21 protein-coding genes are annotated in these 18,136 nt (G+C 70.5%); 12 read left to right on the top strand and 9 right to left on the bottom strand.

Annotated elements, in window-relative coordinates; all coding sequences use genetic code 11:
- Positions 1–13: 13 nt before the first annotated feature.
- From ychF to ACU6WY_RS09265, 3 genes are all read left to right on the top strand, one after another.
- Complete coding sequence (gene ychF, locus ACU6WY_RS09275; protein WP_483819381.1) at positions 14–1,105, top strand: redox-regulated ATPase YchF; 1,092 nt, start codon at positions 14–16, stop codon at positions 1,103–1,105.
- Positions 1,102–1,680, top strand: coding sequence for a hypothetical protein (locus ACU6WY_RS09270; RefSeq protein ID WP_483819380.1), 579 nt, complete (start codon positions 1,102–1,104; stop codon positions 1,678–1,680). The genes ychF and ACU6WY_RS09270 overlap by 4 nt, the downstream gene beginning before the upstream one ends.
- Before the next feature lie 73 nt (positions 1,681–1,753).
- Positions 1,754–2,101 carry a hypothetical protein gene (locus tag ACU6WY_RS09265; RefSeq protein WP_483819379.1) on the top strand — a complete coding sequence of 116 codons (348 nt, stop codon included), beginning with the start codon at positions 1,754–1,756 and terminating at the stop codon, positions 2,099–2,101.
- Between the two features lie 20 nt (positions 2,102–2,121).
- Here the strand turns inward: ACU6WY_RS09265 and ACU6WY_RS09260 are convergent, their stop codons facing one another.
- Positions 2,122–2,292, bottom strand: coding sequence for a Txe/YoeB family addiction module toxin (locus tag ACU6WY_RS09260; RefSeq protein ID WP_483819378.1), 171 nt, complete (start codon positions 2,290–2,292; stop codon positions 2,122–2,124).
- Positions 2,293–2,505: 213 nt separating this feature from the next.
- Here ACU6WY_RS09260 and ACU6WY_RS09255 point away from each other — a divergent pair, with 213 nt between their 5' ends.
- Entirely contained in the window at positions 2,506–3,048 is a 543-nt protein-coding gene (locus ACU6WY_RS09255) for an N-acetyltransferase family protein (protein WP_483819377.1), read from the top strand.
- Here the strand turns inward: ACU6WY_RS09255 and ACU6WY_RS09250 are convergent, their stop codons facing one another.
- From ACU6WY_RS09250 to ACU6WY_RS09240, 3 genes are all read right to left on the bottom strand, one after another.
- Positions 3,049–4,377, bottom strand: a complete 1,329-nt coding sequence (locus tag ACU6WY_RS09250) for a D-alanyl-D-alanine carboxypeptidase family protein (protein WP_483819376.1) — start codon at positions 4,375–4,377, stop codon at positions 3,049–3,051.
- Between the two features lie 79 nt (positions 4,378–4,456).
- Positions 4,457–5,098: a class F sortase gene (locus ACU6WY_RS09245; protein WP_483819375.1), complete on the bottom strand. Its 642-nt coding sequence runs from the start codon at positions 5,096–5,098 to the stop codon at positions 4,457–4,459.
- Positions 5,098–5,808: a CHRD domain-containing protein gene (locus tag ACU6WY_RS09240; protein ID WP_483819374.1), complete on the bottom strand. Its 711-nt coding sequence runs from the start codon at positions 5,806–5,808 to the stop codon at positions 5,098–5,100. Before ACU6WY_RS09240 ends, ACU6WY_RS09245 begins: the two co-directional genes overlap by 1 nt.
- Before the next feature lie 224 nt (positions 5,809–6,032).
- Between ACU6WY_RS09240 and ACU6WY_RS09235 the strand changes: the two genes are divergently transcribed.
- The 4 genes from ACU6WY_RS09235 (at position 6,033) to ACU6WY_RS09220 (ending at position 8,620) form a co-directional block, all read left to right on the top strand.
- The gene (locus tag ACU6WY_RS09235) at positions 6,033–6,560 is read left to right on the top strand and encodes a sigma-70 family RNA polymerase sigma factor (protein ID WP_483819373.1); all 528 of its coding nucleotides are present in this window, start codon (positions 6,033–6,035) and stop codon (positions 6,558–6,560) included.
- Positions 6,544–7,260 carry a hypothetical protein gene (locus tag ACU6WY_RS09230; protein WP_483819372.1) on the top strand — a complete coding sequence of 239 codons (717 nt, stop codon included), beginning with the start codon at positions 6,544–6,546 and terminating at the stop codon, positions 7,258–7,260. The genes ACU6WY_RS09235 and ACU6WY_RS09230 overlap by 17 nt, the downstream gene beginning before the upstream one ends.
- Positions 7,261–7,380: 120 nt before the next feature.
- Positions 7,381–7,551, top strand: coding sequence for a CsbD family protein (locus tag ACU6WY_RS09225; protein ID WP_483819371.1), 171 nt, complete (start codon positions 7,381–7,383; stop codon positions 7,549–7,551).
- 100 nt (positions 7,552–7,651) lie between these two features.
- Complete coding sequence (locus tag ACU6WY_RS09220) at positions 7,652–8,620, top strand: aldose 1-epimerase family protein (protein ID WP_483819370.1); 969 nt, start codon at positions 7,652–7,654, stop codon at positions 8,618–8,620.
- Positions 8,621–8,680: 60 nt separating this feature from the next.
- Here the strand turns inward: ACU6WY_RS09220 and ACU6WY_RS09215 are convergent, their stop codons facing one another.
- On the bottom strand, positions 8,681–9,088 hold the full coding sequence (locus ACU6WY_RS09215) for a glucose-6-phosphate dehydrogenase (RefSeq protein WP_483819369.1): 408 nt from the start codon (positions 9,086–9,088) through the stop codon (positions 8,681–8,683).
- A gap of 173 nt (positions 9,089–9,261) precedes the next feature.
- Between ACU6WY_RS09215 and ACU6WY_RS09210 the strand changes: the two genes are divergently transcribed.
- Positions 9,262–10,722, top strand: coding sequence for a flotillin family protein (locus tag ACU6WY_RS09210; protein WP_483819368.1), 1,461 nt, complete (start codon positions 9,262–9,264; stop codon positions 10,720–10,722).
- A gap of 15 nt (positions 10,723–10,737) precedes the next feature.
- Positions 10,738–11,547, top strand: coding sequence for a DNA-formamidopyrimidine glycosylase family protein (locus ACU6WY_RS09205; protein WP_483819367.1), 810 nt, complete (start codon positions 10,738–10,740; stop codon positions 11,545–11,547).
- Between the two features lie 58 nt (positions 11,548–11,605).
- Here the strand turns inward: ACU6WY_RS09205 and ACU6WY_RS09200 are convergent, their stop codons facing one another.
- Entirely contained in the window at positions 11,606–12,154 is a 549-nt protein-coding gene (locus ACU6WY_RS09200; RefSeq protein WP_483819366.1) for a type 1 glutamine amidotransferase domain-containing protein, read from the bottom strand.
- 165 nt (positions 12,155–12,319) lie between these two features.
- Between ACU6WY_RS09200 and ACU6WY_RS09195 the strand changes: the two genes are divergently transcribed.
- Positions 12,320–12,454: a hypothetical protein gene (locus tag ACU6WY_RS09195; protein WP_483819365.1), complete on the top strand. Its 135-nt coding sequence runs from the start codon at positions 12,320–12,322 to the stop codon at positions 12,452–12,454.
- Positions 12,455–12,466: 12 nt separating this feature from the next.
- Here the strand turns inward: ACU6WY_RS09195 and ACU6WY_RS09190 are convergent, their stop codons facing one another.
- A complete protein-coding gene (locus tag ACU6WY_RS09190) occupies positions 12,467–13,957 on the bottom strand; it encodes an MDR family MFS transporter (RefSeq protein WP_483819364.1) in 1,491 nt (496 codons plus the stop codon).
- Between the two features lie 209 nt (positions 13,958–14,166).
- Here ACU6WY_RS09190 and ACU6WY_RS09185 point away from each other — a divergent pair, with 209 nt between their 5' ends.
- Positions 14,167–16,104, top strand: a complete 1,938-nt coding sequence (locus tag ACU6WY_RS09185) for an ABC transporter ATP-binding protein (RefSeq protein WP_483821887.1) — start codon at positions 14,167–14,169, stop codon at positions 16,102–16,104.
- 16 nt (positions 16,105–16,120) lie between these two features.
- On the opposite strand, the gene ACU6WY_RS09180 is transcribed toward ACU6WY_RS09185, so the two are convergent.
- Together ACU6WY_RS09180 and ACU6WY_RS09175 are read right to left on the bottom strand one after the other, a co-directional pair.
- The gene (locus tag ACU6WY_RS09180) at positions 16,121–17,032 is read right to left on the bottom strand and encodes a glycosyltransferase family 2 protein (RefSeq protein ID WP_483819363.1); all 912 of its coding nucleotides are present in this window, start codon (positions 17,030–17,032) and stop codon (positions 16,121–16,123) included.
- On the bottom strand, positions 17,029–18,108 hold the full coding sequence (locus ACU6WY_RS09175) for a cysteine desulfurase family protein (protein ID WP_483821886.1): 1,080 nt from the start codon (positions 18,106–18,108) through the stop codon (positions 17,029–17,031). The genes ACU6WY_RS09180 and ACU6WY_RS09175 overlap by 4 nt, the downstream gene beginning before the upstream one ends.
- Positions 18,109–18,136 lie beyond the last annotated feature (28 nt).

Below are 18,136 nucleotides of genomic sequence, written 5' to 3'. Positions count from 1 at the left end.
AACCTGGACTCCCGTGGCTCTTACCATCGGAATCGTCGGCCTTCCCAATGTGGGAAAGTCCACCCTCTTCAACGCCCTGACCAAGAACTCGGTGCTCGCGGCGAACTACCCGTTCGCCACCATCGAGCCCAACGTCGGGGTCGTGAACCTTCCCGATGTGCGGCTGCAGCAGCTCGCCGACGTGTTCGGGAGCGAGCGCCTGGTGCCCGCCGCGGTGTCGTTCGTCGACATCGCCGGTATCGTGCGCGGCGCGAGCGAGGGCGAGGGCCTCGGCAACCAGTTCCTCGCCAACATCCGTGAAGCGGATGCCATCGCCCAGGTCGTCCGCGGATTCGCCGACGACGACGTGGTCCACGTCGACGGCCAGGTGAACCCCGCCAGCGACATGGAGACGATCAACGCCGAGCTCCAGCTCGCCGACCTCCAGACGCTCGAGAAGGCCATCACGCGCTACGAGAAAGAGGTGAAGGGCAAGAAGCTCGACCCCTCTGTTCTCGACGCCGCCAAGGCCGCGGAGGACGCGCTCCAGCGGGGCGTGCTGCTCTCGGCATCCGGTCTCGACCTGTCGCCGATCCGCGAACTGGGGCTGCTGACCGCGAAGCCGTTCATCTTCGTCTTCAACGTCGACGAGGCCGTTCTCACCGACCAGTCCCGCAAGGACGAGCTGGCCGCGCTGGTCGCGCCGGCGAAGGCCGTGTTCCTGGATGCCAAGATCGAGTCGGAACTGATCGACCTCGACCCCGAGGATGCCGCCGAGCTGCTGGCGTCCACCGGTCAGGACGAGTCGGGTCTCGACCAGCTCGCGCGCATCGGCTTCGACACGCTGGGGCTGCAGACCTACCTCACGGCAGGTCCCAAGGAGGCGCGCGCCTGGACGATTCCGCAGGGCGCGAAGGCTCCGCAGGCGGCCGGCGTCATCCACACCGACTTCGAGAAGGGCTTCATCAAGGCCGAGGTCATCTCGTTCGCCGACCTCATCGAGCTCGGCTCGGTCGCCGAGGCCCGCGCGAAGGGCAAGGCCCGCCTCGAGGGCAAGGACTACGTCATGCAGGACGGCGACGTGGTGGAGTTCCGCATCGGAAACACATCTGGAGGATCGAAGTGAGATTCCGCGCAACCCTGGTCGGCGCATCGACGATAGTCGCCGCAACGTTGTTCTTGGTCGGGTGTACCGCGCCGTCGCCCGAGCCGACGATGTCAGGCTTGAGTCCGCAGCCGACCGCCTCCACATCAGTCGAGCCGCCGTCAATGACTCCAACGCCGACCGTGGGGGCCTCGGACGCGCCCGACCCCGACGACTCGACCGCGCCCGTGAGCTTCACGTTCGAGTGCTACGTTCCAGACGAGTCCGCGCCGGGCGGGGGTTACTACCTTCCTTACGACACGATGGAGGCGGCCTGGGGCAACCTCGATGTCATCTCGTGCAGGGGCGAGCAGCACGGGCAGGTCATCACAGCCGAACAGGAGGAAGCCATCTCGGTGAGCCGGCCTTCGTTTGGTTACGAAGACCCGTACCTGATCTTGGAAACGTTGTATTCGCAGTGCGCGACGGCGAATCACGGCTACCTCGCCATCGACGAGTACACGGGATTTCAGGACGAGAACGTTCGCGGAATTCTCGCCCTGTGCCCCCATCACCCAGGAGCCGACAAGATGCGGGCCGGACTTCCCTCCAGTTGAGCCACTGCAGGACGGCGACCTGGTGGAGTTCCGCTTCAACAACTGAGCAGCCTCCCGACGTAGGCTTCCGGGCATGAGCGGAGCCCCTCCGGCGCGACGTTCCATCCGGCTGTTCCCCGACTACGGCCGGGACTGGCCGCTGTGGGAGGACTCGACACCGACGTGGGACGTCGGGTACACGACGACGCCCGACGACTACGGGCTGTCCGACGCCCTCCGTCGCGACATCGCCGCGTGGAACGCCCTGTGGGAGGCGAACTTCGACCCGTTCGACGGGTGGAAGGACGCGGCATCCCGCGAGGCGTGGCGCGCGGCGGGGGAGGGCGTCGCGGCACGGCTCGCCGATGAGGTCTCGGCGTTCGCCGACGTGTGGTACGAGCCGTGGCCGCTCGGAGCAGAGCTGGGTGCGGCCGAAGGCTGAGGTCTGGCCCGCCGCCGATGTCAGTGGTGGTATCGCGCCTGCAGCACCGTGACGTGCGTGTCGTCGGCGATGTAGACGAGCCGATTCGCCTCGTCGATGCAGCGCGACCACACGCGGGCCAGTGCGTGCTTCAGCGGCTCCGGCTTGCCGATGCCCTCGAACGGGTAGTCGCGGAGGGTATCGGCGAGCAACTGCTCGTCGTGATGGCCATGGGGATCTCCGTCCCACTGGTACGGGAAGTGGTATCAGTCTGGTTCTGTGCTCGGCACAGGCTCGCGCGGTTCGTGGCACCGGGCCGATGTCTCGGGCGCGCAGTCGAGCGATCGGCGTCGGATTCGTCGTTCGGAGCGAGTCGAAACGGTGTCGCGGTGAGCGAGCACCGAGGGGCAGGGGAGAATCGACTCGTGACCACCGTGCACCTGCGTCCGCTCGAGCCGGCAGAGGAGCCCGCCTTCATCGCCCGCCTCCAGAAGGCGTTCACCGAGGGTGCCGAGACGGCTCCCGGTCACGACGGATCCGAACCCGTGATCTCGGTCGGGGAGATTCGGGAGTCGATCGACGCGCCCGGGGCCGAGTCGTGGAACGTGCTGGTCGACGGGCAAAGCGTCGGCGGGGCCGTGGTGTCGGTGAAAGACGGCGGACGCCGCCGCGGTCTCGACCTGCTGTTCGTCGACACGGGGACGCAAGGGAAAGGCGTGGGGGCGGCGACGTGGCGCGCGCTCGAGGAGCACTACCCCGATGCCGAGGTGTGGGAGACGATGACCCCGTACTTCGACACGCGCAACATCCACTTCTACGTCAACGGGTGCGGGTTCCACATCGTCGAGTTCTTCCACCCCGGCCACCCCGACCCGAACAGCCCTCACCCGACGACGGCCGACGACGACGAGCGCGGGCCCGACCTCATGTTCCGATTCGAGAAGCGGCGGATGCCGCGGCCGAGCTGATCAGCCGAGCTCGCCCGGGTGCGTCAGGCGCCACCACAGTGTCGGTTCCTCGATCTCGCCGGAGATGTTCACGTCGACCGAGGTGGTGTTGGGGCCGGCCGTCCAGGTGATCGTTCCGACCGTCTCGCCGTCGGCGTAGGTCTCGGGAGTCCCGACGTCGAGCGTCGTGGTGATGGGTGTGTCTGACCATGTCATCAACGAGGCGCTGCGGGCGAGCACGATCTCGGCGCGTGAGCCCCACGCGGTGGTGATCTCCCCGATGGGGGCGCCCCCGCTCCCGACCTGCACCTCGTGAAACCCCGCGCGGATGCTCTGCAGCAGCGTCACAACGTCCTGGTCGGTGCTCTCGTCGGTGGCGCCGCCGAGCCGAACGCCCGTGACTCTCAGGGGAGCGCCGATGCCCACGTCGAGATCCGAGGTGAACAAGAGATTGAAGCTGCCCTCACCGAGGTTGCCGGTCTTGAGTCCGTCGATGCCCTCTACGCCCAGCAGACCGTTGGTGTTCGTGACCGTCCCCGGGCCCGCCGGCACCGTGATCGAGGAGGTGCTCGTGATGGCCGCGACTACCGGATGGGCCGCCGCGATCTTGCCGAGCGCGAGGAGGTCGGTCGGCGTGCTCGTGTTGCGCTCGTCGATGCCGGTGGCATCTACGATTCGCGTCGACGAGAGACCGTTCGCCTCGAGCCAGGAGCGCGCCGTGCTCACGTAGGCGCCCTCCGAGCCGAAGCCCCACCGCGCGATCGCGACGGCGTAGTTGCTGGCCGAGGGCAGCAGCATGGTCGAGAGCGCGTCGCGCAGCGACACCTGCGCGCCCTCGGGCATGCGGGCGATCGTGGCGCCGCGCACGTAGAACTCGTCGTACAGGTCGGCGTCGGCCTCGCCGAGCGTCAGGGTGGGGCCGGGATCGTCCGGTCCGTCGAGGGGATGCCGATCCAGAACGACGAGCGCGGTGATGAGCTTCGCGATGCTCGCCGTCGGCCGCGGATCGTCGCCGCCGGACGAGACCCAGGCGCCGGCGGCATCCGGACCCAGATAGGCGTCGGCGTCGGACACGCTGACGAGCATCGACCCGGTCGTCGGCAGTCTGATCGCCGCCGGTTCGGACGGCGGTGTCACGGGCGTCTGCGAGGTGACGGCCGGCGCTCCGAGCGGCGCCGTCGACGCCCACCAGACGTATCCGCCCCCGGTCCCGAGGGTCGCCAGCACGACGACCAGGAACACGATCAGAGCGATCTTGCCAGCCCTGCCCGAGCCCGATGCCGCCGGTGCCTCGTCGAGCAACCCGGCGAACTCCGTCAGGTCGTCGACCTGCTTCTGCGCTTCCCCCATGCGTTTCCCCCTCGCACCCTTCGAACCTAACCTCTCGGGGGCGGCGGGGGAAACGGCCCGCTCGTCCCGAGGTTCGTCGTCACACCCGCGCGGCGAACACCACCCGGTTGTCGAGGTACGACCCGGCGTCGCGATCGAAGATGCCCCCGCACGTGATGACGCGGAGTTCGTCGCGCGCGGTCGCGCCGAAGACGCGGGCCGTGGGGAACTGCGCCTTGGGATAGTCCGCGGTCTCGGTGACGCGGTAGGTGTGCACTCGACCGTCGGCGTCGTGCACCTCGACGACGTCGCCGACGGCCACGTCCTCGAGGTGCTGGAAGACGGCGGGGCCGGTGGGGGAGTCCACGTGCGCCGCGATCACGGTCGGCCCAGTCCCGCCCGGTCGCCCGCCGCCGGTGAACCACCCGACCTCGTCGTAGTCCGTCGGCACCTCCATGGCCCCATCGGCGGCGAGGCCCAGATCGATGAGCGGCTCGTCGAGGCCGAGGCCCGGGATGACGACGCGCGTGGGATCGGCGATCGCGGTGGCGGCCGGGGGCTCCGGGAGCGGAGTCGCCGACGGTGGGGGCGCCGGCGCGGCGACCGTCGGTGCGGGCTCGACGGCCGTCGGCGCGACGGCGCACCCCGTGCACACCCACGCCACGGCGAGCGCGAGCACGCGCGCGGCGCGACGCGGGTGCCCGGTGCGGGCACTCCGCTGCGCGCCGCGCGGTGTCGACATCACTGAGCCGCGGATCCGCGACGACGGTGGATCAGCAGGGCGCTCGCCGCGAGCACGCCGACCCCGGCCACAGCGGCGGAGACGACGAGGGGCGCGGTGTCGGTGTCGGCGTATCCGCCCGCACCGGTGTCGACGCCGCCGACGGGAATCGCGGTCAGCTGGCCGCGCACCACGCCGGCGGGAGACATGACGGTGTGGGAGTCACCGGTGAAGCCGGCGGGGTTCGCCTCGATCTGGGCGAGGGTGAAGCCGTCGCCGGTGTCGGCGCCGTTTGCCTGGACGCCGGTGGTGAACGGCCCCTGGAGGCAGCCCGACGACTCGCGGGGTCCGTCGCCGATCGGCGACGGGTTCGGGAAGGCGATGCGCGGCGGCCCGGGCTTGCCGACGGCCGCTTCGTGGATGTGCGTGGCCGTCTTGGCGGGGCTCTGGTAGTCGCCGCTCACGCCCTCCAGGCGGATGTCGTAGCAGATGATGTCGAGGTCGGAGTTGATGCGGAACGTGAACGTTCCCGTCGCGCCGCTCTGGCCGGGCGCGGCCACGCCGTCGTTGTTGATCACCTGGTCGGGGGTGGCCATGACCGTGAAGGCGCTCGTGAACTCCGACGGTTCGGCGACCTCGGTCTCGGCGTGCGCCGGAGCGCCGACCGCGAGGAGGGCGATGCCCGCGAGGGCACCGATCGTCAGGGGGCGGGCATACGTCTTCTTCGTCATCGTCGTGCCTTTCGGTCGGGACGCTCGTCGTCCGGTTGCGGGGGTGTACGTCGCCCGCGTTCCGCTCGTTCATCGAAACCGGAATCTTTTCCGATGAACGCTCCGGGCCGTGTCGACGTATCTCTCCGAGAGGCCGAGCGCATCGCGACCGTTAGCCTCGGAAAGGACGGTCACCGATGGTCGGGCGACGGGCGGCTTCCGCCGCAGAACGCGAGGAGACACGCATGCACGTGCCTCGGCGACGCGCGGTTGAGTTCGATGTGCGCCGGGCCTTCGAGGAGCACGGCGGCGCTCTGCTCGGGTACACCGTGAATGCGCTGCGCGACCGTCCGCTGGCCGAGGACTGCGTGCAAGAGACCTTCCTGCGCGCGTGGCGCGCGCGCGACCGGTTCGACCCGCAACAAGGATCGGAGCGCACGTGGCTGTTCTCCATCGCGCGCAACGTCATCGTCGATGCCCTCCGCACGCGGGCGCGGCTCCCGCTCATCGGCGACGATGCCGAGCTCGAAAGCCGCGCCGCCGAAGCCATCGACCCGCTGGAACGTCTGCGGATGGTCGAGGCGCTCGCGGTGCTGAGCGAGGCGCATCGCACTGCGATCGTCGCGGTCCACCTGCAGGGCCGCAGCTATCAAGAGCTCTCGGATGCCACGGGCGTCCCCGTCTCCACCTGGCGCACGCGCACGTTCCACGCGCTGCGCACCCTCCGCACGCACCTCGAAGGAATGGAGGAGCCCGATGCGCACTCCCGATGACCGTTGGGCCGAACTCGTCGCCGCCGCACTGGCGGGAGAGCTGACCGCCGCCGAAGCAACCGAGTTCGACGACCTCCGCCGCAGCGACCCGCGGCGGGCTGAGGAATACGCCGGACTGCAGGACGTCGCGCGCCGTCTCCGCCAGGGTGATGTCACGTGGGTCTCCCCGCGCGACACCGCAGATCTCGGCGACCGCATCATGGCATCCATCGATCGGGAGGATGCCGCGACGGCGGCGCCCGTGCCCGACCTCCCCGTCGTGGCATCCCGCCGTCGGCGCCCCTGGCTCGCCCCGGTGGCAGCCGCGGCGTGCCTCGTTGCCGGCGTCGTCGTCGGCGCGAACGGGGCGGAGCTCTTCGGCGCGTCCACCCCGTCGGGGCCGCCCGGAACCCTCGGCGCCCTCGAGCAGATCGCGGTGAGCGACGACGTCGCCGAGGTCGACGTGGATGCGCAGCTGGTGGCGCACACCTGGGGGACCGAGGCGTACCTCGAAGCCACCGGGCTCGACGTGGGAGCGACCTACGAACTGGTGTTCGTCGGGGTGGATGGCGGCGAGTTCTCGGCCGGCGAGGTGCTCGGCTCTGAGGTTCCCATCGTGTGCCGGATGAACGCGGCGGTGCTCCGCGGCGACACGGTGCGGATGGAACTGCGCGACACCGAGGATCTCGTGATCGCGCACGCCGACCTGCCGGCGGTGTGAGCGCGGGCGCCACCGTGCCTCACGACGATCGGAAGGTCAAGCCCCCGCCGGGAACGGCAGCGCCGACCTACCGTGGAGGGCATCGGGAGATACCCGGATAGCACGACGGGAGGAGCCGACATGGGACTCGACGACAAGATCAAGAACTCCGCTGAAGACCTCACTGGTAAGGCGAAGGAGGCCGCCGGTAAGGCGACCGACAACGAGCGCCTCGAAGCCGAGGGCCACGCCGACCAGACCAAGGCCAACGCCAAGAAGGCCGGCGAGAACGTCAAGGACGCCTTCAAGTAAGTCGCCCTCTCCGAATGCCCCGACCCCCGCGGTCGGGGCATTCGTCGTTTCCGGGCAGGGCGGCTGTCGGGGCGGGTCGTCCGCCCGGGATAATGGCCGCATGACCGCTGCCGTTCCCACCGAGACCCCCACGCTGGTCTCGGGCACCCCCGTCGTCCTCCGCGCTCACGGCTACGAAGCCGCCATCGCGAGCGTCGGCGCTTCCCTCCGCTCCCTGACGTTCGAGGGCCGCGACCTCGTCGTGCCCTTCGACGCCGACGAACTGCGCCCCGCCTACCGCGGCACGACGCTCGCGCCGTGGCCGAACCGCATCGTCGATGGCATCCACCACTTCGACGGGCGCGAGCACCAGCTGCCCCTCACCGAGCCGAAGCGGGGCCACGCGCTGCACGGCCTGCTGTCGTGGGTCGACTGGAACGTGCTCGAGGCCTCCGACGACGCGGTCACCCTCACCGCCACCGTCACGGCGCAGGCCGGCTACCCCTGGTGGCTCGTCGTGTCGACCACGTACCGACTGGATGCCGACGGCCTCACGCAGACCGTCCGGGGGACGAACCTGTCCGACACTCCCGCCCCGTGGGGCACCGGCCCGCACCCGTACCTCGTCGCCGGACCCGCCGCGCTCGACGAGTGGACGCTGGGTCTTCCGGCCGACACCGTGCTCGAGGTGACGCCCGATCGGCTGTCGCCGGTGGCGCTGGCATCCGTCACCGTCGACGCGGAGCGTTTCGACTTCCGCGACGCGCGCGTGATCGGCGCCGTCGAGATCGACCACGCCTACACCGGGCTGATTCGGGATGCCGAGGGCCGCGCGACCGTCCGCATCACCGACCCGTCGGGCACGGGTGTGGCGATGAGCTGGGCCGGGGAGTGCGGCTGGGTGCAGATTCACACGGCCGATCAGCCGACTGGCGCCGGAACGCCCGGACACCGCGTGGGGCTCGCGGTGGAACCGATGACGTGCGCTCCGGATGCCTTCAACGATGACGCTTACGACTTCGACACCGGCGTGGTCTCGCTCGACCCCGGCGCCTCGCACGAAGCCGGCTGGACCATCTCGGCGCGCTGAGCTCAGAGACAGAACCGCCCCGATCGCACGTGATCGGGGCGGTTCTGTCGTTTCGGCGTGTCAGACGACCTGTGCGCCACACATTCCGCAGTCGCCGCCGACCGACACCTCGACGAAGCAGTCGGGGCACATCGTGCGCAACGGCCGATCGCTCGGTGCCACGGGCTTCGGACCCGCGACGCGGCGCTCGGCGCGCGGCGCGGACGCGCGCGCCTTCTTCAGCTCAACGGGCGCGGGCGGAGCCGGCGCAGGCTCAGGCTTGTGCGCGGCGCAGTAGAAGCGCACGAATCCGCCGTGGTGCTTGGGGTGGCGGTGCTTGACCGCCCACAGCTCGGCGCGGTCGAACAACTCTCCCTCTGCTCCGCACCCCACGCAGCGCGTGGGTTCGCCGGGGACGACATCGGCGACAACGACGGGAACGTCGAAGGCGATGGCATCCCGCCAGTCCGAGGAGGACACGATCTTCATGGGGGACCCTTCTTCGGCGGTTCGGGCCGCCTCTCTGTCAACGGTACGCTCCCGCGCGCCCCGTCGGCGACGAATCGGGCGGGGGAGGGGGTGGACAGCCCCGCAGAGGTGCCGGATAGGTTGGAGGCAAGTCCCGCTCGCGCCGCCTCGGCGGTGCCCATCGAAGGAGAAGCATGGAACTCGCCGCTCTGGGGGCGATCGGTCTCGTCGTCGTCATCGCTCTCGTCGTCGCCATCGTCGTCATCCTCATCGTCGCCGGGATCATTCGCGGCTGGTACCGCGTCGCCAAGGCCGACGAAGCCCTGGTCATCGTCGGTAAGCGACAGAAGGCCGCCGACGGCGCCTCATCGCGCATCACCGTCATCACCGGTGGCGGCGCGATCGTCAACCCGCTGACCCAGCGCGGCGAGATGATCTCGCTGCGGGCGCGGCAGATCAAGATGGAGCCGACCGCGCAGTCGTCTACCGGCGTGACGGTCAACGTCAGCGGTGTCGCGCTGGTCAAGATCGGATCCGACCCCGAATCCGTGCGCCGCGCGGCTGAGCGGTTCGCCTCGCAAGACAAGGCGATCGAGCAGTTCACGACGGAGCAGCTCGAGGGTGCGCTGCGTGGCGTGGTCGCAACGCTCACGGTCGAAGAACTCATGCGCGACCGTCAGAGGCTGGCAGACCAGATCGCGGAGGGCATCAAGCAGGATCTCTCGTCGCAGGGGCTGATCCTCGATTCGTTCCAGATCCAGGGCATCACCGACACCAACGGCTACATCTCCGCTCTCGGTGCCACCGAGGTCGAGCGCGTCAAGCGCGAGGCGGAGGTCGCGCGTATCAACGCGGTGCGCGAGATCCGGGCGCGGCAGATCGCCACCGACGAAGCGAACCTCATCGAGCAGACCGCGCTCGACAAGAACAGCGCCGCGGCCAAGGCCGAGGTCGGCCGCGCCAACGCTGAGGCCGAGCAGGCCGAGGCGCTGACGCGCGCCGAGCGCCGACAGGCCGTGCTGCAGCAGGAGGCGCAGAACACGCAGGCGCGGCTCGAGTCCGAGGTCGCGCGCGTCGCCGACGCCGACCTGTACCAGCGGCAGAAAGAAGCCGACGCCGAGTCGTACGCGCAGATCAAGGCGGCGCAGGCTCGCGCCGAGATCGCGGAGCAGGAAGCCGCCGCCGTACGCGTGCGCGCCGAAGCCGACGCGCAGGCGGTGCGTCTGGCCGGTGAGGCCCGTGCCGAGGCGATCCGCGCCGAGGCCGAGGCGCTCTCGCACAACCAGGAGGCACTGCTCGCCCAGCGCGCTCTCGAGGCGCTCGTGCCGATGATGGCCGAGTTCGCCAAGGGCTACGACCGCGTCGGCAACATCACCGTGCTCGGGGGCGAGGGTGCCAGCGGCCACCTCGCGGCCGAGTCGGCCACGGGCCTGCGCTCGTCGTTCGAGGCGGTCCGCGCCGCGACGGGGATCGACCTCACCGCCATCATCCAGGGTCGCGCGGTCGCCGATGCGTTCGCCGACGCCTCGCGTCGACCGGCCGAGGCGTCGGCTGCCGCCCCCGCGGACGCGCCCTCCGCGCGCCCGTCGGAGGCGCCGTCCGACAGCACCTCCTCCGCCCCGACCCCGCCGACGGCACCCGAGCCCGGGGCCTGACGGGGAACGGACACCGTGCCCGAGGCACCCGAGGTCGAGGCGCTCACGCTGTTCCTGCGTGAGCGCCTCACCGGTCAGACGGTGCACGCCATCGAACTCGCCGAGTTCCGCGCGGTGAAGACGCGCGCGAGGCCGCTCGACGAGCTCGTCGGTCGCACCGTCGTCGGCGTCGACCGGTATGGCAAACACATCGACATCGCCACCGACGGCGCCCACCTTTCGGTCGGCTTCGGCCGGGCGGGATGGGCGACCTGGACGGACGCGGACGCGGGGGAGTCCTCCGGCGACGCGGCGGTGATCGCCCGCGTGACCTTCGACGACGGGGTGCTCGGCATCACCGACGCGGGGGAGTGGCTGTCGGTGCAGCTGCACGTCGTGGACGCTCCGGACGAGGTGCCGGCGGTGGCGAAGCTCGGTCCGGATGCCGCCGACCCGGCGTTCCCGCGCGAAGCTCTCGCGGGCGCGCTGGGAAAGCGGCGGAAGAAGCTCAAGGCACTGCTGCAGGAGCAGGAGTCGCTCGCCGGGATCGGCAACGCCTACTCCGACGAGATCCTCTTCGTGGCGCGCCTTTCTCCGGAGGTGCAGGCCGCCGCGCTGAGCGAGGACGACATCACCCGCCTGCACGCGGCGGTGGTCGAGGTGCTCGGCGAGGCGGTCGCGGCGCGCCGCGGCATCCCGATCGCCGAGCAGAAGACCGCGAAGGTCGCGGCGATGCGCGTGCACGGCCGCACGGGCAAGCCGTGCCCCGGGTGCGGCGGCACGATCGAGGACATCCCCGGGACGAAGGGCGGCGGGCAGTACTGCCCCGCGTGCCAGCAGATGTGAGGAAGCGGGACGCACGAAAGCCCCGGGCGGGGGCCCCGGGGCTTTCGGCGACGCGGGGTCAGGCCGTCTGGCCGGAGTGCTTCCCCTCGGCCACTTCCTCGATGAGCTTCGCGTTGAACGCGGGCAGATCGTCGGGGTTGCGGCTCGAGACCAGACCCTGGTCGACGTGGACCTCTTCGTCGACCCACGTGGCGCCGGCGTTGCGGAGGTCGGTCTGCAGCGTCGGATAGCTGGTGAGCGTCCGGCCCTTCAGCACGTCCGCCTCGGTGAGGATCCAGCCACCGTGGCAGATGACGGCGACGGGCTTGTGCTGCTCGAAGAAGGTGCGCGCGAAGTGCACGGCATCCTGCACGATTCGGATGTCGTCGGCGTTCTGCACGCCGCCGGGGAGGACGAGGGCGTCGAAGTCGTCGGGGGAGGCCTGCGCGACCGCGAGGTCGACCTTCTGCTCGTGGCCCTTCTCGCCGGTGATGCTGCCGTCGGCGGGGGAGACGAGCACGGCTTCAGCCCCGGCCGAGGTGACGGCATCCCAGGGGCTGGTGAGCTCGCTGTCTTCGAAACCGTCGGTGAGAAGGAAGGCGATGCGCTTTCCGGTGAGGTCGGTCATGGTGGACTCCTCTCGAGGATGGGCGGGTGTTCCTCCACGCTAGGAACGCCCGGTGACGCGGGCGCGGGGGTTGCGGACGCTCCGCCGCACCGCTACCGCGTGCGGAGCTCGCCCCGCGGAGGCGGCCCGGCCCGTGCCGGAGCACGCGGGCGTAGCATGGAGCGCATGTCCGGTGAGAGCACTCCTGATACCGAGACCCCGTCGAAGCCGCTTCTGACGCTTCTGACGCCCGCGGCCTCCGACGACGAAGACACCCCCGCCACCTTCCGGTGCGGGGGCGGCTCCTGCTCGATCGGGTGAGCGCTCGCGCACTCAGTGCGCGATCGGGGCTCCCTCGATCTGGTCCGCGGGCTTGCGGATGAGGAAACCTCCGACGATGAGCGGCAACGACACGATCGCGGCGATCAAGAACGCTGTACGTGCGCCCGCCGCGTCGCCCTCGACTCCGCCGCCGGCAGACCCCGACACGGATGCCATGACCGTCACGAGCAGCGCAATCCCCGCCGCACCCGCGACCTGCTGAACCGTGCCGACCACGGCGGACCCGTACGAGTAGAACTGCGGTGCGACCGACCCGAGGGAGGCCGTGAACAGCGGCGTGAACGACAGGGCGAGGCCGATCGAGAGGACCGTCTGCGCGACGATGAGCGCCACGAAGGACGTGTCCGTTCCCACGGTCGAGTAGAACCACAGGGTCGCGCTGGTGATGACGGCGCCGGGAACCAGGAGGACCTGGGTGCCGTACCGGTCGTAGAGCCGGCCGATGACGGGACCGGCCAGGCCCATCGCGAGCGACCCGGGCAGGACGGCGAGGCCCGTCTCGAGCGGGCTCTTCTCGAGAACGTTCTGCAGGTACAGCGGCAGCAGCGTGATCGTGCCGAAGAACGCGAGCGACATCACGCCGAGCTGCGTCACCGACAGCGAGAAGTTCAGCGATCGGAACACCCGCAGGTCGAGCAGGGCCGTGCCGCCCTTCTGCAGTCGCAGCTGGCGCAGGACGAAGAGGGTGAGACCGACGACACCCACGATGAGCGAGACCACCAGGGTCACGGTCGAGGCCGACTGCGCCGCCGCGGCGTCTGCCCCGGCACCGTGTCCGCCGCCGCCGATCTGGCTGAGGCCGAACACCAGTCCGCCGAAGCCGAAGGCCGACAGGATCACCGACACGACGTCGATCGGCGCCTTGCGGGTCTCGCCGAGGTTGTGGATCCAGCGGGCGCCGACGAACAGTGCGACGAGCGCGATGGGGAGCACGATGCCGAAGATCCAGTGCCAGCCGAGCGACTCCAGCACCAGGCCCGACATGGTGGGGCCGATCGCGGGCGCGAGGGCCATGACGATGCTGACGCGACCCATCATCCGGCCACGCTGTTGCGGCGGCACGATCGTCATGATCGTGGTCATCAGCAGCGGCATCATGATCGCGGTGCCGGAGGCCTGGATGACGCGGGCCACGACGAGCACCTCGAAGCCGGGCGCGAGGAACGCCACGAGCGTGCCGGCCGAGAACAGCGTCATCGCGGCGATGAACACCTGTCGCGTGGTGAAGCGCTGCAGGAGGAAGCCGGTGATCGGGATGACGACGGCCATCGTCAGCATGAACGCGGTGGTCAGCCACTGCGCCGCGACGGCGGTGATGCCGAGATCGCGGATCAGGAACGGGATGGCCACGTTCATCGTGGTCTCGTTCAGGATCGCCACGAACGCGGCGGTGAGGAGAAGCCAGATGACCCGACTCTGTTCGGCGGTGACCCCCGAGGCCGATGCGGGCGGGGCGGTGGGAATTCCGGTGGTGGCGGCCAAGGCGGGGTCCAATCGGGGAGGGCGTCCAGGCGTCACGAAGGCGACGAGCTTCGGAGGTAACGGCGGGACGCCGTGACATATTCCCGGTGAACGGGAAACGGGTGGAGGCGGTGGGACGCCTCGCCGGGAGTGCCCGATCCTACCGTCCGCGGGTGTCCGGCCGGAGCGCCTCCGTGTCGGCGGGCGGACGTAGGCTGACCGGCATGAGCATGGGTGGCGTGGGCGGGAGCATGTTCCGCGGCGTGTACGCCGAGACACAGCGTCAGCGCAACGCCGAAGCACCCCGGGTCGCCGATCTCGGCCGACGCGTCGCCTCACTCTTCCGGCCCTACCGCGCCCGCATCGTCGTGACGGTGGTGCTCGTCGTGGTCGGGGCCGCGATCGCGGTGATCCCTCCCCTGCTCGTGCAGCGGATCTTCGACGATGCGCTTTTCCCCGTCGACGGCTCCCCTCCCGACGTGCGTCTGCTGACCATGCTGGTCGCGGCCATGATCGGGCTGTTCCTGCTCTCCGGTGGCCTCGGTGTCGTGCAGACGTGGTTCACCGCGACGGTCGGCAACCGCGTGACCGGCGATCTGCGCGTTCGTCTGTTCGATCACCTGCAGTCGATGGAGTTGGGGTTCTTCACCCGCACCAAGACCGGCGTCATCCAGTCGCGGCTGCAGAACGATGTCGGCGGCGTCTCGGGCGTCCTCACCAACACGGTCACGAGCATTCTCGGCAACTCGGTGACGGTCGTGGCCTCGCTGGTGGCGATGATCCTCATCGACTGGCGGCTGACGATCATCGCTGTCGTGATCATGCCGATCCTCGTTCTCGTGCAGCGGCGGGTCGGCCAGGTGCGCGCGCGCATCGCCGCCGAGACGCAGGAGTCACTCTCGCAGCTGTCGGCCATCACTCAAGAGACGCTGAGTGTGTCCGGCATCCTGTTGTCGAAGTCGTTCAACCGGCAGCGCACCGAGTCGGCGCGCTTCGACGCAGAGAGCGACAACCAGGTTCGGTTGCAGGTGCGGCAGGCGATGAGCGGGCAGCGATTCTTCGCCGTCGTGCAGGTCATCATGGCGAGCGTTCCGGCCATCATCTACCTCGTGGCGGGACTCCTCGTCGGCAGCGGTGCGGGTGCCCTCACCGCGGGGACGATCGTCGCCTTCACCACCGTGCAGGCGCGCCTGCTCATGCCGCTGATGGGACTCATGCGCGTCGCGCTCGACGTGCAGACCTCGTCGGCCCTGTTCGCCCGCATCTTCGAATACCTCGACCTGCGCCCCGCGATCAGCGACGCCCCCGACGCGGTCCCGGTGACGGCGGCACCCGGCCCGGTGGGGCGCGTGGAATTCCGCGACGTCGTGTTCCGCTACCCCGACGCCGCCGAGCAGTCCCGCCCCACCCTCGACGGGGTGTCGTTCGCCGTCGAGCCGGGGCAGCACGTGGCTTTCGTCGGGCCGTCGGGGGCCGGTAAGACGACGATCCTCTACCTCACCCCTCGCATGTACGAGGCGTCGGGCGGCACCGTGCTGTTCTCCGGAGCCGACGTGCGCACGCTGCAGGGCTCGTCGATCATCGACAACATCGGCATCGTCTCGCAAGAGACCTACCTGTTCCACGCGACGGTCCGCGAGAATCTCCGCTACGCCAAGCCGGACGCCACCGACGCCGAGATCGAAGCGGCGTGCCGGGCCGCGAACATCCACCACGTCATCGCCGGCTTCGAGGCGGGGTACGACACGATCGTCGGCGAGCGCGGCTACCGGCTCTCGGGCGGGGAGAAGCAGCGCATCGCGATCGCGCGGGTGCTGCTGAAAGACCCGCCGGTGCTTCTGCTCGACGAGGCGACGAGTGCACTCGACACGGTGTCGGAGCGCATCGTGCAGGAGGCGCTCGAAACGGCGTCGCGCGGGCGCACCACGCTGTCGATCGCCCACCGACTGTCGACGGTGATCGGCGCCGACCGGATCCACGTCGTCGACGCGGGGCGCATCGTCGAGTCGGGGACGCACAGCGAACTCCTCACGGCGGGCGGGCTGTACGCGGGCCTCGCCGCCGAGCAACTCGCCGCGTCGTTCGTGCTCGCCGAAGAAGAGCGTGACCGGGCGCGTGCCGACCAGCCCGCGCTCACGTCCCGCGGCGGCGATCCGGCTCCGGCCTGAGCTCGCCGGGGAGACGTCAGGACGGCAGGGTCTCGGCCGGCATCGTTTCCACGAAGGCCTCGAGAGCGATCCGGTAGGCCGGGTCGGGGTGGGTGTCGGCGATCGCCCACAGCGGCGGCAGATCGAGCACGCGGATGAGACGCCCGCGCTCGCGGACGGCCGCGTCGGCTCCGGCCGCGCGGAGAACGGCGATGCCCTCGCCGAGGGCTTCGAGGTAGTCGCGGAGCACGGTCGTCTCGTCGAGGCGCTGCGTGATCGAGGTGCGGTCGCGGCGTTCGCGCCACTCGACTACGACGTCGGGAATCACATCGAACGCCGTCGCGAGCGTGTACATGCGCTGCGCAACCACCTGGTCCTCGTAGTAGCGCCCCTCGGGGAAGCGCAGACCGTGCGCGTGCCAGAAATCGGTGCGGCTGAGCTTCGACCACGCCACGATGTTCCCGGATGCCGCGGGGTGCGCGGCCAGCGTCGTGCGGCGACGCGCGGGGTCGGTGGCGGCCGATACCCACGGTTGCACGGTGCCGGGGGTGTACCCCGGGCCGTCGGCATCCGGTCGCAGGCGCACGTACGCGCCGACGACGAAGTCGCTGCCGGATTCCTCCAGCGTGGCGGCGAGGCGGGCGAGACCGTCGGGGCGCAGGCGATCGTCGGCGTCGAGGAACGCGGTGTACGCAGTGTCGACCAGGTCGAGGCCGCTGTTTCGGGCGGCCCCGAGGCCGCGCGGCTCGGGGTGCTCGACGAGACGGAAGCGGGGATCGGCGGCCGCGGCGTCGGCGAACAGGCGCCGGGTGTCGTCGGTGGACCCATCGTCGACGAGCACCGCCGTCCAGGTGTCGAGGGTCTGCGCTCGCAGCGACCGTAGCGCGTCGCCGACGAAGGCGTCGACGTCTCGACCGGGCACGATGACCGTGATCGCGGGGGAACTCACCCGCGCGATCCTACGGCGCTCACCGCCTCGGCGACGGCGATTGCCACGGCGTCGAGATTCTCGGCGAGACCGTGGGGAAGCGTGAAGCGGACGGCCGTGCGCGCGTCGTCGGGGGTGATGTCGAGCGCGAGGAGCACGTGGGAGGCCTCGTCGCTGCCCGCGGCGCACGCGGATCCGCTGGAGGACACCACGCCGCGGCGCTCGAGCTCGAGCAGGACGGTCTCGCCGTTGACCCCCGGGAACACGAAGCTGGCGGTGCCGGGGAGTCGGCGCGTCGGGTGGCCCGTGAGCCGTGCGCCCGGCACCGCGTGCAGCACGGCGGCGACGAAGTCGTCGCGGAGGGCGGCGACCCGGTGTGCGTCGTCGGTCCGTTCGGCCTCGGCGAGAGCGAGAGCGGTGGCGATCGCGACGGCCCCCGCGACGTCGGGCGTCCCCGACCGGCGCCCGCGCTCGTGTCCGCCGCCGTGCAGGAGCGGCTCCAGGGGCAGCCGCCCCCGAACCGCGAGAATCCCGGTGCCCTTCGGGGCGCCGATCTTGTGTCCCGCGATCGTGAGGGCGTCGGCCCCGAGCCCCGCGAGCGGCAGCCACCCGGCGGCCTGCACCGCGTCGAGATGCAGGGGGACCCCCCGGTCCTTCGCGACGGCGGCGAGGGTGACGGCATCCTGCACCGTGCCGACCTCGTTGTTGGCGTAGCCGACGGTCACCAGTGCGGTGTCGTCGCGCAGCGCGGCCGCGAGCGCGTCGGGAGCGAGGGTGCCGGTGGCGTCGACCGGGAGCACGGTGACCTCGACGCCGTGGAGGCGCGCGAGGTAGTCGGCGGAGGCGAGCACCGACTCGTGCTCGATGGCGGTGGTGATCAGGTGCCGTCGGCCGCGGGCGAGCGCCCCGAGCACGAGCCCTTTGATCGCGGTGTTGTTGGACTCCGTGCCGCCCGAGGTGAAGACGATGTCGCCCGGCCGCATCCCGAGCACCGCGGCGACCCGCGCGCGAGCGTCGTCGAGAGCGGCCGCGGCGGCCTCGCCGACCTCGTGGTGGCTCGACGGGTTGCCGAACCACCGGCTGAGGTACGGCGCCATTGCCTCGACGACCTCGGGGCGCACCGGG

The sequence above is a fragment of the Microbacterium sp. ZW3a genome (assembly GCF_057167165.1).
This window is presented reverse-complemented; position numbering and strand designations above follow the sequence as displayed.

Excerpts from the sequence above, each read along its gene's own strand:
- ACU6WY_RS09200 (WP_483819366.1), bottom strand. The coding sequence starts at position 12,154 with ATGACCGACCTCACCGGAAAGCGCATCGCCTTCCTTCTCACCGACGGT.
- ACU6WY_RS09265 (WP_483819379.1), top strand. The coding sequence starts at position 1,754 with ATGAGCGGAGCCCCTCCGGCGCGACGTTCCATCCGGCTGTTCCCCGAC.
- ACU6WY_RS09225 (WP_483819371.1), top strand. The coding sequence starts at position 7,381 with ATGGGACTCGACGACAAGATCAAGAACTCCGCTGAAGACCTCACTGGT.
- ACU6WY_RS09185 (WP_483821887.1), top strand. The coding sequence starts at position 14,167 with ATGGGTGGCGTGGGCGGGAGCATGTTCCGCGGCGTGTACGCCGAGACA.
- ACU6WY_RS09220 (WP_483819370.1), top strand. The coding sequence starts at position 7,652 with ATGACCGCTGCCGTTCCCACCGAGACCCCCACGCTGGTCTCGGGCACC.
- ACU6WY_RS09250 (WP_483819376.1), bottom strand. The coding sequence starts at position 4,377 with ATGGGGGAAGCGCAGAAGCAGGTCGACGACCTGACGGAGTTCGCCGGG.
- ACU6WY_RS09175 (WP_483821886.1), bottom strand. The coding sequence starts at position 18,108 with ATGGCGCCGTACCTCAGCCGGTGGTTCGGCAACCCGTCGAGCCACCAC.
- ACU6WY_RS09230 (WP_483819372.1), top strand. The coding sequence starts at position 6,544 with ATGCGCACTCCCGATGACCGTTGGGCCGAACTCGTCGCCGCCGCACTG.
- ACU6WY_RS09210 (WP_483819368.1), top strand. The coding sequence starts at position 9,262 with ATGGAACTCGCCGCTCTGGGGGCGATCGGTCTCGTCGTCGTCATCGCT.
- ACU6WY_RS09245 (WP_483819375.1), bottom strand. The coding sequence starts at position 5,098 with ATGTCGACACCGCGCGGCGCGCAGCGGAGTGCCCGCACCGGGCACCCG.
- ACU6WY_RS09240 (WP_483819374.1), bottom strand. The coding sequence starts at position 5,808 with ATGACGAAGAAGACGTATGCCCGCCCCCTGACGATCGGTGCCCTCGCG.
- ACU6WY_RS09215 (WP_483819369.1), bottom strand. The coding sequence starts at position 9,088 with ATGAAGATCGTGTCCTCCTCGGACTGGCGGGATGCCATCGCCTTCGAC.
- ACU6WY_RS09235 (WP_483819373.1), top strand. The coding sequence starts at position 6,033 with ATGCACGTGCCTCGGCGACGCGCGGTTGAGTTCGATGTGCGCCGGGCC.
- ACU6WY_RS09195 (WP_483819365.1), top strand. The coding sequence starts at position 12,320 with ATGTCCGGTGAGAGCACTCCTGATACCGAGACCCCGTCGAAGCCGCTT.